Annotated in this window: 14 protein-coding genes; 8 read left to right on the forward strand and 6 right to left on the reverse strand. The window is 64.4% G+C overall.

Features of this window, described 5'->3' with window-relative positions:
* Nucleotides 1–147 precede the first annotated feature (147 nt).
* The gene (locus AC4LGL_RS06805; protein ID WP_133118291.1) at nucleotides 148–1,083 is read right to left on the reverse strand and encodes a hypothetical protein; all 936 of its coding nucleotides are present in this window, start codon (nucleotides 1,081–1,083) and stop codon (nucleotides 148–150) included.
* Between the two features lie 450 nt (nucleotides 1,084–1,533).
* Between AC4LGL_RS06805 and AC4LGL_RS06810 the strand changes: the two genes are divergently transcribed.
* Complete coding sequence (locus tag AC4LGL_RS06810) at nucleotides 1,534–1,713, forward strand: hypothetical protein (RefSeq protein WP_133118292.1); 180 nt, start codon at nucleotides 1,534–1,536, stop codon at nucleotides 1,711–1,713.
* 56 nt (nucleotides 1,714–1,769) lie between these two features.
* Nucleotides 1,770–2,030 (forward strand): hypothetical protein, encoded by a 261-nt coding sequence (locus AC4LGL_RS06815; RefSeq protein WP_077743354.1) that lies wholly within the window; start codon nucleotides 1,770–1,772, stop codon nucleotides 2,028–2,030.
* A gap of 334 nt (nucleotides 2,031–2,364) precedes the next feature.
* Here the strand turns inward: AC4LGL_RS06815 and AC4LGL_RS06820 are convergent, their stop codons facing one another.
* Together AC4LGL_RS06820 and AC4LGL_RS06825 are read right to left on the reverse strand one after the other, a co-directional pair.
* Entirely contained in the window at nucleotides 2,365–3,033 is a 669-nt protein-coding gene (locus AC4LGL_RS06820) for a hypothetical protein (RefSeq protein WP_077743355.1), read from the reverse strand.
* 90 nt (nucleotides 3,034–3,123) lie between these two features.
* Complete coding sequence (locus AC4LGL_RS06825; RefSeq protein ID WP_077743356.1) at nucleotides 3,124–3,846, reverse strand: hypothetical protein; 723 nt, start codon at nucleotides 3,844–3,846, stop codon at nucleotides 3,124–3,126.
* Between the two features lie 816 nt (nucleotides 3,847–4,662).
* On the opposite strand from AC4LGL_RS06825, the gene AC4LGL_RS06830 reads away from it, so the two are divergent.
* The 3 genes from AC4LGL_RS06830 (at nucleotide 4,663) to AC4LGL_RS06840 (ending at nucleotide 8,090) form a co-directional block, all read left to right on the forward strand.
* On the forward strand, nucleotides 4,663–5,532 hold the full coding sequence (locus tag AC4LGL_RS06830; protein ID WP_055109688.1) for a MaoC family dehydratase: 870 nt from the start codon (nucleotides 4,663–4,665) through the stop codon (nucleotides 5,530–5,532).
* A gap of 114 nt (nucleotides 5,533–5,646) precedes the next feature.
* On the forward strand, nucleotides 5,647–6,537 hold the full coding sequence (locus AC4LGL_RS06835) for a universal stress protein (protein ID WP_491839287.1): 891 nt from the start codon (nucleotides 5,647–5,649) through the stop codon (nucleotides 6,535–6,537).
* Nucleotides 6,534–8,090, forward strand: a complete 1,557-nt coding sequence (locus AC4LGL_RS06840) for an APC family permease (RefSeq protein WP_491838061.1) — start codon at nucleotides 6,534–6,536, stop codon at nucleotides 8,088–8,090. Before AC4LGL_RS06835 ends, AC4LGL_RS06840 begins: the two co-directional genes overlap by 4 nt.
* Before the next feature lie 29 nt (nucleotides 8,091–8,119).
* On the opposite strand, the gene AC4LGL_RS06845 is transcribed toward AC4LGL_RS06840, so the two are convergent.
* Complete coding sequence (locus AC4LGL_RS06845) at nucleotides 8,120–9,121, reverse strand: hypothetical protein (protein WP_491838062.1); 1,002 nt, start codon at nucleotides 9,119–9,121, stop codon at nucleotides 8,120–8,122.
* Nucleotides 9,122–9,262: 141 nt separating this feature from the next.
* Between AC4LGL_RS06845 and AC4LGL_RS06850 the strand changes: the two genes are divergently transcribed.
* Nucleotides 9,263–12,547 carry an error-prone DNA polymerase gene (locus AC4LGL_RS06850; protein ID WP_491838063.1) on the forward strand — a complete coding sequence of 1,095 codons (3,285 nt, stop codon included), beginning with the start codon at nucleotides 9,263–9,265 and terminating at the stop codon, nucleotides 12,545–12,547.
* 17 nt (nucleotides 12,548–12,564) lie between these two features.
* Here the strand turns inward: AC4LGL_RS06850 and AC4LGL_RS06855 are convergent, their stop codons facing one another.
* On the reverse strand, nucleotides 12,565–13,536 hold the full coding sequence (locus tag AC4LGL_RS06855; protein ID WP_491838064.1) for a hypothetical protein: 972 nt from the start codon (nucleotides 13,534–13,536) through the stop codon (nucleotides 12,565–12,567).
* Nucleotides 13,537–13,800: 264 nt separating this feature from the next.
* Here AC4LGL_RS06855 and AC4LGL_RS06860 point away from each other — a divergent pair, with 264 nt between their 5' ends.
* Together AC4LGL_RS06860 and AC4LGL_RS06865 are read left to right on the forward strand one after the other, a co-directional pair.
* Nucleotides 13,801–14,373 carry a hypothetical protein gene (locus AC4LGL_RS06860; RefSeq protein WP_064880189.1) on the forward strand — a complete coding sequence of 191 codons (573 nt, stop codon included), beginning with the start codon at nucleotides 13,801–13,803 and terminating at the stop codon, nucleotides 14,371–14,373.
* A gap of 146 nt (nucleotides 14,374–14,519) precedes the next feature.
* Nucleotides 14,520–15,173, forward strand: coding sequence for a nitroreductase family protein (locus tag AC4LGL_RS06865; RefSeq protein ID WP_491838065.1), 654 nt, complete (start codon nucleotides 14,520–14,522; stop codon nucleotides 15,171–15,173).
* 111 nt (nucleotides 15,174–15,284) lie between these two features.
* Here AC4LGL_RS06865 and AC4LGL_RS06870 read toward each other — a convergent pair whose 3' ends face one another.
* Nucleotides 15,285–15,749 (reverse strand): tRNA (cytidine(34)-2'-O)-methyltransferase, encoded by a 465-nt coding sequence (locus AC4LGL_RS06870; RefSeq protein WP_491838066.1) that lies wholly within the window; start codon nucleotides 15,747–15,749, stop codon nucleotides 15,285–15,287.
* Nucleotides 15,750–15,894: the final 145 nt, after the last annotated feature.

The raw sequence follows: 15,894 nt of genomic DNA on the forward strand, positions 1-15,894 counted from the left end.
GGCATCCGGGCTGTGCTGTTCCATCTGACCAGCTTGTGCTGGTGCGTCCAGATCTGGGCACCATTGGATCCTGCCCATTGCGGTGACCGAACGTGGACCACTTGTGGCCTCTGGGCACGCGTCGCCGGCGGGATTCGCACATTTGGGCTATCCGCCTACGCTCGGCCACACATATCCGCGGCCACCGTCAGGCAGCGAAAGCCACTGACCGGTGTGTTTGGGTCTGAATGCGTTGTGGTGCCCGGTCACCAACCTGACCATGTCCTTGATGATTTCAGACTCGACTGCGGTCGGCAGCCCTCGCACAATGGCGAACCGCCAACTACCGTCTCGTGGCTTTTGGGCGCAGGCTTGCGGTTCAAATCCTTTGGGATGCTTCAACGGAATGCGCTTCGCCTCGACGTAGTAGCCTGCGATGGTGTCGGGCACAGTGCTGGCAGACAAGTCCTGAACCTGCCACTCCCACAGCAGTTTCCCTAGGTCCTCAGGCGGATGAGGTCGATCAACGATACTCAAAATCATGGCCGCGTAGACGGGCTGGGAACTCTTTTTCTGCTTGGTGAACTGGCGGCGTTCGCGCCAGCCCGATAATCCGACATCTTGGCGCATGACGCCTGTCAAGTCCACCATGAGCAGGGTCATTGCTCCTATGGCGAGTCGCCGCTGGCTTAGCGCGGCGATCGTGGCCGCCCCCGGAAGCGGTACCCCTTGGTAGGCAAGACAGGGCAGCGCTTGTACGACAGTTGTCGCCAAGTCGACCGTTCTCTGCTCACTGACCGGCATCATTTCGAGGTGTCTCTGAGTCAGATTGGTTGCGCGTATCGCTATCGCATCGGGCGCGCCGCTCGGCGGCGCGTTGGGGTCGATGAGCGGTTCGTCTGCACTTCCGGTCACGACGTAGGTGACGATATCCTGCGCGGCGGCGTAGAAGTCGCGGTTGGCATTGATCTGCAGCTCGCGTAGCCACGCGCCTCGTTCGCGGCGATTAGTGGCGACAGCTGTGATTACCGCGGCTGCGATTGCGCCGACGCCCAGTGCGGCCACCGCGCCGACAACTACGGTCGCGATTTCAAATGCCGTCACGTTGGCAACCTTCGCGCCGTACTGACGCCTCATTCATCGGCGAGGCAGAACGCACTGCGTTCTGCTTACCTGAGTTCGGCCTGCTGATAGTCAGCAGCATGCCGTCGACAACTTGGTGGAGCTGGAGGGGCATGCGCCCACCTTAGAGCCGGTCGAAAGCGCTGCGACTCAGAACTGTGCGGGAACACTGGCGGTGTGAGCCGATCCTCGACGGTGAGTGGTGCGAGGGTTGATGCGGCGGAAGGGCAACGGGATCTCGTGCGCCCGCCCGCTCCGGTGGACTTCGCAAAAGGCAATTCTGCCTGTTCACTTATCCGGACGTCAGTTCGCGCAGTCGATGAGACCAACTGGCAGCCGAGAGAGGTCTTTGATGCGGTGCAAGGTCGCGGATTTGCGTACGGCTCGATGGCGCCACCGTGTCCGTTAGGAGAGGGTCCGAGCCTCGTTGAGGTGTCCTACCTCGACGACGATGAGCTCCGGAAATTTGCGCTGGCCGCCGACTTGCTCCTCAAAGTGGCCGACCTTGATCAATCGCTGTTCGCCGAGCTGCAAAAGGCAGTACGTACGTCCACACCGCAATTATTAAGGATGACCGCTACCACGGAGTGGATGCCGTCGCGAGGAACTTAGCCATCGCCGTGGCCGTTCTCCTGCGTTGTGTACAAGCACAGCACAAGACACCGAGAGTGCAGAGGACACCAGGCAGGGAATTCCAGAACGTCAATGACATCCTCGCAGCGAAGAACAAGCGGGAAGCTGAAGACGCCGCCGACGACAAGATCCTCACCGAAGGTGACGATCTTGAGGCGGCGGGCGCCGTCCTGCGCAAGCGCTACGTCCAGATGAACAGCGAGTTCGAGCAGCGGCAGCACGGCTACGACCGTGCGATTGACGAAGACGAGTTCCGCAAGCTCCAGGCGCGCGCCGCCGAAAAGGGTAAGGGTTAGGGGCGCGGCGGTGCCCTCAAATCCGCACCGCCGCACACTTGCCGCAATTAGGTACGGACGTCAAGCTGTCTCACACGGTCCGATTGTCGCCAGAGGCCCTGCCGGCGTCGCAGTCTTTCACTTCGGCGATCTGCCCTGCGCCCACCAAGCGGCAGGATCGCGAGGGTCGGCGGCATTTTGCAGCCAGTGACTATAGAGGGTGGACTCGCCCATCTGGTCGCAGATGATCGCCTGCATCGGCATGTAAGTGGTTTTAAGTGCCGGATTGTGCTGCGTACTCGTACCACTCACGCGCCCCCCGCCCGTCGCAGAGCAGTCTTGCGCTGTTGCTAGATCAGAGTGCGGAACTGCTGCCACGTACGACGCGGCGGGTGTCTGCAAAGGCATCTGCGATCTCCCCGGAACGTTCGGTGACCGTCGTTTGGGAGTCGAACCAGCTGTGGTTGTCTAAGAAGCGATCCCGCACCCTGCGCAAGAAGTTGCGGCCCAGCGCGGTGGATGCCTTGCCTGTGACGAGGTACTCCAGCAGCACACTGTCCGGCAACGGAACGTCGGTGTCGATCGAGAACGGCGCGGGAACACCGATACTGCGCAACAGCTTTGGCGCCTTGATGTGCGCAGGGGCCGTCCAGATGCCATCCTGGCGCAGATAGATCCGGAGTTTCGGAGTGACATTCATCCGGAATATGGCGACGCGCTGGGCTGGCCCGAGATTCTCCAGCCCGGTCATCTGCTCGATGGTTGTGAGGTCGCTGGAGGTGATGTCGGTGAACTCAGCGCCGAATTCCGGAACCAGCAGGGTTTTGTCGACACCGAAGAATGTGCCCCTTCTGCGATCGCATCCGCCACTGTCCGGGCGCCGTTGTTCACGGCAGCGAGCGTGGCCGTGTCCGTGGTGACCACGATGCGCGCGTTCTCGACGGTCCGGGATCGCACCTGCATCCCTTCCGGGCCGTCGAAAACGCATGGCGCAGGCGAGGCTGGAGGCCCGGTAGTAGCTCACTGGCGAGTGCGGATACGAGTAGCGAGGTGAGCGGTAGGGAAGCGTCCCTGAGGAGTTCGATTCAGCGACACCACCAACAGCGCGTATCCCTTAACGTTCGGTCGCGTCAATCCCTCGGATCACGATGCGGTGGACCCATTTTCGGCTGTGAGTCCATCGGCGGAGATTGGTAGCTCGCTTCGGCGGTGGCGTGTCGGCTTCGGATTGTTCAACGGCCCGTTCTGCCAGCTGAGCTTCTTCTTTCCGGTCAGCGAATAACTTGACCTGCTCTCTGACCACGTTCGCTACCCGTCGACACTGCAATCCAAACACAACTACAGCCATAATGGCTATGCCGGTGATTGACAGTCCCATAGTCACTAATAACTCGGGCTCTGCTGACGTGGCCAATCTAATTATCAATGGTACCGTCACTACTGAAAATATCTGGCCGGGCAGCAGCATCATCAGTGTGAAGCGGTCTTCAAATTTTTCCATACGCTCTCGCGCCAAGGCCTCGAAGTCCGCTGCGGACTGAGAGTCAAGTTCAGAGAGCTTCGCGGTGCCTAGCCAGCGCGTCAATGGAACGCGCACCTTTCGCAGGTCGCTTCGTTCGGATTCTGTCAGCAACAGGAAAGCGTCCGGTTTGAACTCCGCGCAACCTTGATCCCATCCTGACGACTTGGTGATTGCATCAGTAACGGCCGCTCGGTACAGCCCGTTGAGACGAAGTTCAGCGCCCGCATAACGGTGGTAAGCGGCCAATATCCAAACGGTGAAGACGCACATCAGCAGCCAGATCCCGACCGCGCCGGCGACCTGTCCGACCGTCACGATACGTCCTCGTCTTTAGATGCGATTCCGCCGGACGTCTCCGGACGTATGCTGACCGCCAGAATGGACACAAAAGATATCAGAGCTGCTAGGCCTGACGTGCCCAATGCAAGTAGATGTGGCCAATGAATCGCGAGATTAAAGTGCGTCTCTACCCACAATGCGACGATGCAAACAAGGAATGACACACTTGCGACGGACATTCCTATCGCGGCGACCTGAAAGCCTTGCCGCTTTCGTTTGAAAATCGGATTGGGATATCCGTTCACCAGTATCTTTTGGCGGGGGACTATCTCAACCTGCGGAAGTGAACTCTTGAACGGCGCAATGATGCGCTGAAACGTCATGTATTCAAGATATCTGGGACGGTCAGCTGAACTGTGTATCTGACAAGGCCCGGGTTAGTTGCCGAGTGGAGTGATCCAAACCATCGAAGGTGATTGCGACGTGTCTCCTACGCTGGCTCGTGGGCAGCCATTCATGCAGGTCGCCCATGGTCTCAGCGCGGCCGTATCTGCCTGGAAGAACCCCTCGGAGCGAAACGTTGCGACTTGCGCGACGGATCCAGCCCCGTCACGTGACCTGCCGGCACGGTTGGCCCAGTGGCGCCTCGCGGAAAACCGATCGGACTGACCGGAGTCCTGCCATCGGGTCCGCCCGAAAAAATGACACGAACTTGAGACAAAACCTGGATGACACGACGTGAGATAACTCGCGTTACCGCCGGTCAGGGGGTCCTGAGATGACACGCGGATTGAGAACCTACAGTCAACAAGGCCGGTCAACTCGGCCACTGAACCGCTATCGTCGGCACGCATGCCCCTCAATCCGGACGCCATTGGCGAGACAACCGATCCGATTCCGTTCGACTGGACCGACCGCGACACCCTGCTGTACGCCATCGGCGTGGGCGCGGGTACCGACGACCTCGCCTTCACCACCGAGAACAGTCACGAGATCGAACAGCAGGTGTTGCCGACCTATGCGGTGATCGCCTGCTCGGCTTTCCCTGCAGCACTCAAGATCGGCACGTTCAACTTCGGCATGCTTCTGCACGGCTCCCAGGAGATCCGGCTGCACCGGCCACTGCCCCCGGCCGGGAAGCTCAGTGTGGTCTCCGAGGTCGTCGACATCCAGGACAAGGGTGAGGGTAAGAACGCGGTGGTCATGCTCAAGGGCATCGGCACCGATCCGGCCAGCGGCGAGGTCGTCGCGGAAACCCTTACCACCGTGGTGATTCGGGGTGAAGGCGGGTTCGGTGGGCAGCAGGGGCAACGTCCCGTGGCGCCGCAGATTCCCGATCGCGACGCGGACGCCCAGGTGGCGTTGCCCACCCGCGAGGATCAGGCGCTGATCTATCGACTCTCTGGGGACCGCAACCCGCTGCACAGCGATCCGTGGTTCGCGAAGAATCTGGCCGGGTTCCCGAAGCCGATCCTGCACGGTCTGTGCACCTACGGGGTGGCCGGGCGGGCGCTGGTCGCCGAACTCGGTGGCGGCGACGCCACGAAGGTCCATGCCGTGGCAGCGCGGTTCAGCTCTCCGGTGTTCCCGGGGGAGACGTTGACGACGTCGATCTGGCGCACCGAACCGGGGCGGGCCGTGTTCCGTACCGAGGCCGCCGGGCCCGACGGTGCCGATGCCCGGCTCGTGCTGGAGGACGGTGTCGCCGAGTATTCCGACTGATCTGGCAGGCGCGGCAATTTCGTAGAAGCGGCTGCACACCGCGTGGTGGATTGACAGGATCGAACCACTGAGGTCGCACGGCGGTGCGGGGATGGGCGGTGGCAGATGACGCAGGTGAACCTGGTCGTTGGGTATCTGGCCACTCCCGGTGGCGCCGACGCGCTGGCGTTGGCAGTTCGGTTCGCCCGAACGCTGGCCGCCGAGGTCCACGTCTGCATCGTGCTGCCACCCGACAACGCGCCGCCGGGCACCGTTCCCAAGGGCGGCTACGAGGAAGTCCTGGCCGAGCAGGCGCAGGGTTGGCTGGACGATGCCCTGGGCCTGGTGCCCGACGACGTTGTGGCGCACACGCATCTGAGCTTCGACGAGTCGTTCACCGACGGTCTGATCCGCGAAGCACTGCGTCTCCAGGCGATCGCGATCGTGGTCGGCGGTGCAGGTGGCGGGTTGGTCGGCAGCTACTCGCTGGGGTCGGTGGTCAACGAGTTGTTGCACGCCTCGCCGGTGCCGGTTGCGGTGGCACCCCGCGGAACGCGCGATTCGAAGATCGAACGGGTGCATGAGATCACGTGTGCCATCGGTCAGCGTCAAGGTTCGGATCTGTTGCTCGCCACCGCGGTACGGGCCAGCCGGGCCGCGGATATCCCGCTGCGGTTGGTGTCGCTGGTTGCGCTCGATCCGACCTTCGGCTCGCTGCGCGGCGACAGTGAAGCCGTGCGAGCCCACGCGCTCGCGCACGCCGAACGGACTTTGGAGGCCGCCAGAAATGAACTGCCTGCGGATTTTCCGGTGTCCTCGACCATCGTGACCGGGCCCAGCGTCGAGGCCGCCGTCGAACAGTTGGGGTGGGATGACGGCGACATCATCATGGTCGGATCCAGTCGGCTCAGCGCGCCGCGACGGATCTTCCTCGGTTCCACGGCGGCCAAGATGTTGCGGGTGTTGGACGTGCCCATGGTGGTTGTGCCCCGGGATGAACTGAAAGACGGCGAGGATCACTCATGACCGAGTCCGCATCGGAATCCGCGTCGCATCAGAAGCTCGAAGCCGCCGAGCACTCTGCCGGGCTGGTCTCCAAGGGTCTGGCCGCGGGCAAGGTCGGCACCTTCTCCGGTGCGATCCTCGGCATCTCATGTGTGGCACCCGGATACACGCTGACCGCGAGCATCGGGTTGATCGTCGCGGCCGTCGGACTCAAGATGCCCGCGATCTTCATCGCCGGGTTCATCCCGATGTTCCTGACCGCCTACGCCTATCGTGAGCTGAACTCGCGCGCACCCGACTGCGGGGCGTCGTTCACGTGGTCCACCAAGGCATTCGGCCCGTATGTCGGCTGGATGTGTGGGTGGGGCATGGTGGTCGCGTCCATCATCGTGCTGTCCAACCTCGCCGCCATCGCGGTGGAGTTCTTCTATCTGTTCATCGCTCGGATCACCAACCACCCGTCGATCGCCGAGCTCGCCGACAACAAGGCCATCAACATCATCACCACGCTGGTGTTCCTGGTCATCGCGACTCTGGTCGCCAGTCGTGGCATCACCACCAGTGAACGCGTGCAGTACGTACTGGTCGGATTCCAGATGGTGGTGCTGCTGGCGTTCGCGGTGATGGCGTTCGTGCACGTGAGCCGCGGCGATGCGCCGGCCGGGCTGTCGTTCGACCTGGACTGGTTCAATCCGTTCAACGGACTTGCGTTGAGCGCCTTCGTGGTTGGGGTAACAGGGTCGATCTTCGCCTTCTGGGGTTGGGACACCTGCCTGACCCTGGGGGAGGAGTCCAAAGATCCGACGAAGGTGCCGGGCCGGGCCGGGCTGCTGTGCGTCCTGTCCATCCTGGCGACGTATCTGCTGATCGCTGTCGCGGTCATGATGTATGCCGGCGTCGGGGAAACCGATCTCGGGCTGGGCAATCCGGACAATGCCGAAAACGTGTTCGCCGCGTTGGCGGATCCGGTGCTCGGTACCTATGCCGGGCCGCTGCTGTTCCTGGCGATCCTGGCTTCGTCGGTGGCCAGCCTGCAGACCACGTTCCTGCCCGCCGCACGGGCGATGCTGGCGATGGGCGCCTACAAGGCGTTCCCGCCGCGTTTCGCCGAGGTCAGCCCGCGCTATCTGGTGCCGGTGTTCGCGACCGTCACCGCCGGGGTGGTCACCGGGGTGTTCTACACCGTGGTGAGCCTGCTCTCGGAGAGTGCGCTGCTGGATACCATTGCCGCCCTTGGCATCATGATCTGCTGGTACTACGGCATCACCGCGTTTGCATGTGTCTGGTACTTCCGCCGTGAGCTGTTCGACAACGCCCACAACATGGTGTTCAAGTTCCTGTTCCCGCTGCTCGGCGGAATCGTGCTGGCCGCGGTGTTCGTGATCTCGATCAAGGAGAGCATGGACCCGGAGAACGCCAGCGGCGCGGCGATCGGCGGCATCGGCCTGGTGTTCTTCATCGGCTTCGGCGTGCTGATCCTCGGTGCCGTGCTGATGATGGTCTGGCGGTCTCGCAGTCCAGAGTTCTTCCGGGGCGAAACCCTGCGGTACGACACGCCTTCACTCGTGGAGTAGGGCCCACCCGGGCGCGGTGAAGGTGTGGCTCAGCCGGCCGCGCCGCCGATGCCGGAGTTGCCCTTGTTGTGTGCCAGCTCGAATGGATCGAGGAGATCCCAGACCGTGGTCACGGCCTGGACCTTGAGTTCGGCGCCGGGCTCCTCCAGGTTGATCAAGTCGGCGATGATGTCGTAGCCGTAGTACACCGCCGAACCCGGCGGCGTGGTCTTGATCAGCTCGTTGATGATGGTCTGCCGGGCATCCCGCGCGGCCGGATCGTCACCCAGCGCCGGTGCCAGGCTGGGCAGAATCTTGCTGATCGGGATCACCGCATTCACCCACGGCACGATCTGGGTGCCCCGGTAGATCTGCTCGGTCGCCTCGCGCACAAGCGGTTTGAGCTCGTTCGGCGCGGCGCCCATCAACGCATCCCGCAGATTCAGGATCTCGGGGGGAATGCCTTTCGGTTCGGGATCATTGTCGCGCAGCGGGTTGGGGTCCCACGGCGTAGCTGCCTGGTCCTGGACCGCGGCGACCTTCGGGGCGACCGAGGTTTTGCTCGTCGGCTGCGCGACTGTTTCGGTATCCGGCTTTTCCTCCACCACGGGCGCCGGCTTGGGAGCTGCGGCCTGCTTGGGGGAGAACAGGTCCTTGAGCTTGGCGACCTCGCCGGCCTCGAACTCCTCGGCAGTGGGCTTCGGTTTGGGCGCGGCGGCCACCGGTTTGGCGGACTTGACGGTGTCAGTGACCTGGGCAGCGGCTTTCTCGATCTTGCCGGCGCGCTTCTCGAGGTTGTCCCTGACGCTTTCTTTGACCTTGGACAACGGGACCTTGGACAACGGCTTAGGGCGCTTGACCTCGCCGGCCTTGGCGATACCGCGCTTGGGTCCGGCGTTGACGTGCTGGGATGTGCTGCCGGTCGACTCCTTGGAGGCACCATCCGTCGAATCAGCGTGAGCAGTGCCCTGGCCGGCCACGGCGATCGCCGCGCCGACTCCCGCCGCCACCGCGACACCACCGACGTAGCCGATGTATTTCGTTGACGCCATTGCCGTCCTTTCACAGCCGATCCCCAGCCCAGAGGCATCGTAGGGGGCGACGACGTGATCGGCATCTCTTGGGTTGTATCGGGCTACACCCGTTGCCGCACACCCATGAGATATCGAACAGACGTTCGATATACTGGCGAGGTGGGTTGGCATAACGGGCCGCCGAGCTGGTCGGAGATGGAGCGGGTGCTTACCGGCAAGCCCCGCCGTTCCGGCCTGCCATTGGAGCCCGTCGGCGACGGCGGGGACAGCCCGGCCTGGTCGCGCAAACGCGGTAGCTATCAGCCACCCGAGGTTTCCCGCACACCCGGCTCAGTGCCGTACGCCGAGCTGCACACGCACAGCGCCTACAGCTTCCTCGACGGTGTGAGTACGCCGGAGGAGTTGGTCGAGGAGGCGGCCCGGCTGAACCTGCGGGCGATCGCGCTGACCGATCACGACGGGCTCTACGGAGTGGTCCGGTTCGCCGAGGCGGCCCGGGAACTGGACGTGGCCACGGTGTTCGGCGCGGAGCTGTCGCTGGGGAACGTTCCCCGTACCGAGGATCCGGACCCGCCCGGTCCGCATCTGCTGGTGCTGGCCCGCGGGCCGGAGGGGTATCGGCGGTTGTCTCGCGAGATCGCCAAGGCGCACCTGGCCGGTGGCGAGAAGGGTAAGCCGCGCTACGACTTCGACGGGCTCACCGAGGCTGCCGGTGGGCACTGGCACATTCTCACGGGCTGTCGCAAAGGTCATGTCCGCCAGGCGCTCTCGGAAGGTGGTCCGGACGCTGCCGCCGCTGCGCTGGCGGATCTGGTGGACCGGTTCGGGGTCGACCGGGTCAGCATCGAACTCACCCATCATGGCCATCCGTGTGACGACGAACGCAATGCCGTCCTGGCCGGGCTGGCGTCGAGGTTCGGGATACCGGTGGTGGCCACCACCGGTGCGCACTTCGCGGCACCCGACCGGGGCCGGCTGGCCATGGCGATGGCGGCGATCCGGGCCCGCAACTCGATGGACACCGCGGCGGGCTGGCTGGCCCCGCTCGGCGGGTCCCACCTGCGTTCGGGGGAGGAGATGGCCCAGCGGTTCGGTACTGATATCGTTTCGGCCGCAGCCGATCTCGGTGAGCAGTGTGCCTTCGGCCTGGCGCTCATCGCTCCGCAGCTGCCGCCGTTCGACATCCCGGCCGGGCATACCGAGGACAGTTGGCTGCGGCATCTGGTCATGGCGGGAGCGGCCGAACGCTACGGGCCCGTCGACAGCGCGAAAAAGGCCTATGCGCAGATAGAACACGAGTTGCGCATTATCGAGCAGTTGAAGTTTCCCGGCTATTTCCTGGTGGTGCACGACATCACCCGGTTCTGCCGGGACAACGACATCCTGTGTCAGGGTAGGGGATCGGCGGCCAACTCGGCGGTCTGCTACGCGCTCAAGGTCACCAACGTCGACCCGATCGCCAACGAGCTGCTGTTCGAACGGTTTCTGTCTCCGGCTCGCGACGGGCCGCCCGATATCGACATCGATATCGAATCGGACTTGCGCGAGAACGTTATCCAGTACGTCTACGAGCGTTACGGCCGTGACTACGCCGCCCAGGTCGCCAACGTCATCACCTACCGCGGACGCAGTGCGGTCCGCGACATGGCCAGGGCGTTGGGCTTTTCCCAGGGTCAGCAGGACGCCTGGAGCAAGCAACTCAGCCGGTGGAACGGGCGTCCGGACTCGCCGGAGGCGGAAGACATCCCGCAACCGGTGATCGAGCTGGCCACCCAGATCGCCAATCTGCCCCGGCACCTCGGCATCCACTCGGGCGGCATGGTGATCTGTGACCGCCCGATCGCCGACGTGTGCCCGGTGGAGTGGGCCCGCATGGCCAACCGCAGCGTGTTGCAGTGGGACAAGGATGACTGTGCGGCAATAGGTTTGGTGAAGTTCGATCTGCTCGGCCTCGGCATGCTCTCGGCGCTGCACTACGCCATCGACCTGTTGGCCGAGCACAAGGGCATCGTCGTCGACCTGGCCAAGCTGGATCTGTCCGAACCGGCGGTCTACGAGATGTTGCAGAAGGCCGACTCGGTAGGGGTGTTCCAGGTCGAGTCCCGCGCGCAGATGGCCACCCTGCCCCGGCTCAAGCCGCGGGAGTTCTACGACCTGGTGGTCGAGGTGGCGCTGATCCGGCCGGGCCCGATCCAGGGTGGCTCGGTGCATCCGTACATCCGTCGCCGCAACGGTATGGAGCCCGTCACCTACGACCATCCGTCGATGGAGTCCGCGCTGCGCAAGACGCTGGGCATCCCGTTGTTCCAGGAGCAGCTCATGCAATTGGCAGTCGACTGTGCGGGTTTCACCGCGGCCGAGGCCGACCAGCTGCGCCGGGCGATGGGTTCCAAACGCTCCACCGAGAAGATGCGGCGGCTACGCGGCCGGTTCTACGACGGCATGCGGGAGCTTCACGGGATCACCGGCGACGTGGCCGAGCAGATCTACGAGAAGCTGGAAGCGTTCGCCAATTTCGGCTTCCCGGAAAGCCATTCGTTGAGTTTCGCGTCGCTCGTCTTCTATTCCTCGTGGTTCAAGCTGCACCATCCGGCGGCGTTCTGCGCGGCTCTGCTGCGGGCTCAGCCGATGGGGTTCTACTCGCCGCAGTCCCTGGTTGCCGACGCCCGTCGGCACGGGGTGATGGTGCACGGCCCTGACGTCAACGCATCCCTGGCCTACGCGACGTGCGAGAACCTCGGCATGGACGTGCGGTTGGGGCTGGGCAGTGTCCGCCACATCGGTGACGAGTTGGCGGGGCGGTTGGTCGATGAGCGAGATGCCAACGGGCCGTTCACCACCCTGATCGACCTGACCAACCGGGTGCAGCTGTCGGTGCCGCAGACCGAGGCGCTGGCCACCGCCGGTGCGCTGGGTTGTTTCGGGATCAGCAGGCGCGAGGCGCTGTGGGCGGCAGGTGCGGCGGCCACCCAGCGGCCAGACCGGCTGCCGGGGGTGGGCTCTTCCTCGCACGTGCCGCCGCTACCCGGGATGAGTGCGCTGGAGCTGTCGGCCGCTGATGTGTGGGCCACCGGTGTCTCACCGGACAGTTACCCCACCCAGTACCTGCGCGCCGACCTCGACGCCCTCGGCGTGATTCCCGCCGACAAGTTGCTGGAGGTCGTCGACGGGACCCGAATCCTGGTTGCCGGGGCGGTGACTCACCGCCAGCGCCCGGCGACCGCGCAGGGGGTGACGTTCATGAACCTGGAAGACGAGACCGGGATGGTCAATGTGCTGTGTGCACCGGGGGTGTGGGCGCGCTACCGCAAGCTGGCGCAGACGGCACCGGCGCTGGTGGTCCGCGGCATCGTGCAGAACGCCAGTGGTGCGGTCACCGTGATCGCCGACCGGATGGGGCCGGTCGAGCTGAGGGTCGGCTCGCGGTCGCGAGACTTCCGCTGAGGGCCGAGGATCGGCGCTCAGACCGACGGGTCGATGACCGGGTCGACGGCCGGACCGGCGCTGCCTTCCAGCCCGGTCCGCAGCAGCGACCAGGCCAGCCGCCGCGCGGCGGTGGCCCGCTCGTGCAGGAGATGCTGGACGGCCGGGATGGGGTTGGTCTCCGGGGTCCGGCCCTCGACCACATCGGCGTGCAGATCCTCGGCGACCTGGATCGCCATCAGCACCGCGTCGTTGACCCGGTTGAGCGCATCCTGCAGGCGGTCGTCCTGGCTGAGCAGGTGGGCGTTGTCGAGCTCGACCGAAACGTCGCTCACCACCTGGCTGATCTGCCCGAAGAGCGCGTTCATCGCGGCTTCCCGTTCGGCGCGGTCCGGGTTGCGCAGCTGCGTCGCGCCTTCGGTCCACAGCGTTGCGAGCATCCGGGTGTGTGCACCCACCGCGCGGGACACCTCGATCATTGCCTGCTTCTGCAGTTGTTCCAGCAGGTTGTTGCGCTCGATGCGCGCGAGTTCGTGCTGGGCCACCAGTTCGGCGTGGTGCAGTTTCTGCTGCGACTCCATCTGGGCCCGATGCCATTTCTGGGTCAGGGCGAGTTCCAGCGCCGAGCGCTCGTCGGCGGCCGCCAGCTCATGGCGCAGCCGCTCGTCGGCCCGGGCAATGTCGTTCTTGGCCTGACGCTGGATGGTGAGGGTCAGCCACATCGTCACCATCACGACGACGAAGACGACGGCACCGAAGAACCACTCGGCCTTACTGCCGGATGCTCCCGGGCCGAACACCAGATAACCGACGATCGCCAGACCGGCCAGGCCGCCGCACACCAGCCATCCCTTGTTCGCCTTGGTGTCGACCGACATCGCCTTGGGGGCGGTGGCTTGACCCACCACAGCCACCCGCATCGGCTCGGTCACCTCGCCCACCTGGTCGTAGTCCGGCGGGGCACCCACTGAAGACTCAGCGGCCCTTGTCGATTCAGTTAGTCCGGCCATGTCGACCTCCCGTCGGCCAAGCCTGCCACCGTGCCGACGTTCAGAGTAAGGCCACCCTCGGCGCCGCGTGCTACCGGCCGGTGGCACCCGCACTCGCATACCCTGTTTCTCGTCATTCTTCAAGGGCCCCTAGCGATGACGTGCCGCTCCGAAACCGCTAGTGTCATCGGCGTGCTCACCGTGAGCGGCGGAGAATCGGACCCGATGGTCCGGCAACCGGCCGCCCACTTTCTGTTGATCTGTTCGCTTGAGAATTGAGGGCCCATGGGACAAAACGCGACGCTGGAAGGTGATTCGGCGGTCATCGTCAGTCTGTCGGAGGCGGCGATGCACATGTATTCCGCTGCTATCGACGCACTGCCCTTCCCCGAGGACAAGAAGTTCCACAAGCGCGCCGACGTCGTCCTGTCCGGCCTGCGCAAGCTGCGTGCCTCCCTGGCCGAGGCGGCCAGCAGCAACCGGCCGTCTCCTGCGGTGATCGTGGCGCTCAGCGGGGTTCGCCAGCGGTATGACTCGCTGATGGCCCACGCCGCGTCGGCTCCGGGTTCCTCTCTGGGACAGCAGATCTACGTCACCCGCGTCCACGCCAAGCTGTCGGCTCAGGAAGTCGCCAACGGCGCGGGTCTGCGCGACGGACTGCTCGACGAACTCGAGGCCGGCGCAACGCCGACCGATGCCGAGGCCGCCAAGATCCGCGACACCATCGCCGCGCTCGGCGGGTTGCCCGGCGACGATCACGGCATCCACGCCGTCCCGTCCTCGGTTGACTACGCGTCATCGGACGAGCCGCAGGCCAACGGCTGGGAGCCGGTGCTGGTCTCCGAGAACGCCGGCTGAAAAGCCCGTGCACCGTCGTCGATCAGGCGTCGGCGCGCAACCTCCATCGGTTAGCTGAGTTGTACTGCAGCGCACGATGATTGGAAGCTCCCCAGCAAACTGCTGGGGAGCTTCTCTGGTTCGGCGAACGGTTGTAGTCTCGCGGCATGACAGCCGAACCAGCCCTGAACTTGACCGTTGACGAGCTCCTCACCACTACGCGCTCGGTGCGCAAACGTCTCGACTTCGAGAAGCCGGTCTCGCGCGAGGTGCTCATGGAGTGCCTCGACCTGGCGCTTCAGGCCCCGACCGGGTCGAATGCGCAAGGCTGGCAATGGGTTTTCGTCGAAGACCCGGCGAAGAAAAAGGCCCTGGCTGACATCTACCGGGCCAATGCCAACCCGTACCTCGATCAACCGAAGCCGGAGCGCGGCGACATCCGCGACCAGCAGATGGATGCGGTGACTAGTTCCGCTCGGTATCTCACCGACAACTTCGAGAAGGCGCCGGTGCTCATGATCCCGTGCCTTGAGGGCCGTCCCGACGGCGCACCCGCCGGCATGAGCGCATCGTTCTGGGGTTCCCTGCTACCCGCGGTGTGGAGCTTCATGCTGGCGCTGCGGTCGCGGGGCCTTGGGTCGGCCTGGACGACGCTGCACCTGCTCGGCGACGGTGAGAAGCAGGCCGCCGAACTGCTGGGCATCCCGTTCGACCGGTACGCCCAGGCCGGTCTGTTCCCGGTCGCCTACACCGTGGGCACCGATTTCAAGAAGGCCAAGCGCCTTCCCGCCGAGCAGTTCTCGCACTGGGACAGTTGGTGAGTCCGGGCGCCCTGGGGCGCCTGTTGTCCGAGATGAAATTGTGAAGCCGGAGTATGAACACTCTGTGGGATTCGGGCGTGGGTCGCGTGGCGGCCCACGCCCGCGGCGTAACTAGACGCCGCCGGCGAACCCGTGTTGGCGCCAAGCCTCATAGGCGGCGACGGCCGCCGCATTCGACAAATTCAGCGACCGCCTGCCGGCGACCATCGGAATACGCACCTGCGCGGTGATATTGGGATCGGCCAGAGTTTGTGCATCCAGTCCGGTGGGTTCCGGGCCGAACATCAGTACATCGCCGGGTTGATAGGAGACGTCGGTGAACGACGTCGACGCGTGCGCGGTGAAGGCATAGACCCGGGCCGGCATCAGCGCGCGCCACGCCGCGGCCAGGTCGGCGTGCACCGTCACCGATGCCAGGTCGTGGTAGTCCAGGCCGGCCCGGCGCAGCTTGGGTTCGGACAGATCGAAACCCAGCGGCTCGACCAGATGCAGCTCGCATCCGGTGCCCGCCACCATCCGGATCGCATTGCCGGTGTTGGGTGCGATACGGGGAGAAAAGAACATCACCCGGAACATCCGATGATGATCGTATGGCGGCCCGCCCGGTGACGAATCGGGATGCAATTTCATCCGTGAATCAGCCTGCGAATCGGAGCGGGAAATCGGCACGTGTTTGGGCAAGCACATCACTGTTTGCTCGATTACCACACAACTCCGCTAC

The sequence above is a fragment of the Mycolicibacterium arcueilense genome (genome assembly GCF_058536225.1).